Source organism: Neisseria sp. HMSC068C04 (assembly GCF_001810105.1).
In the GTDB taxonomy this organism is placed as follows: Bacteria; Pseudomonadota; Gammaproteobacteria; order Burkholderiales; family Neisseriaceae; genus Neisseria; species Neisseria flavescens_B.
This window is the reverse complement of sequence record NZ_KV800004.1, coordinates 1-375: the sequence shown is the minus strand read 5'-3', so window position 1 is coordinate 375 and position 375 is coordinate 1. Positions and strand designations below refer to the sequence as shown.

The window sequence follows — 375 nt, the reverse complement described above, 5'->3', positions numbered from 1 at the left end:
AGCCGCGCTTCGCGGCTTTAAAACATTTCCAAACTTCCCGGCTGTTCCAACACCAAACCGTCCCTGACATCGTTGCCTCCGTCTTCAAACACCACGGCTTCTCCGGTGTCGACTACCGTTTCCAAAAGAGCCGCAACTACGCTGTACGCGAGTATGTAACCCAATATCTCGAAAGCGACTTTGCCTTTATCAACCGTCTGTGTGAGGAAGAAGGCATTTGGTATGCCTTCGAACAGCATGAACAACATGGTGATGTAGTCGTCTTCGGCGACAGTCCCGAACACTACTTCCGCGACCCAAGCCTGCCCGTTTCCTACCGACCCCATGCCGGGCTGGAAAGCGTCGGTACCGAAGCACTCTTCAACTTAAGCATCC

General features: G+C 53.3%; 1 protein-coding gene. It reads left to right on the top strand.

Annotated elements, in window-relative coordinates:
- A partial coding sequence (locus tag HMPREF2700_RS10645; protein WP_283129710.1) for a contractile injection system protein, VgrG/Pvc8 family occupies positions 1-375 on the top strand: 375 nt, incomplete at both ends.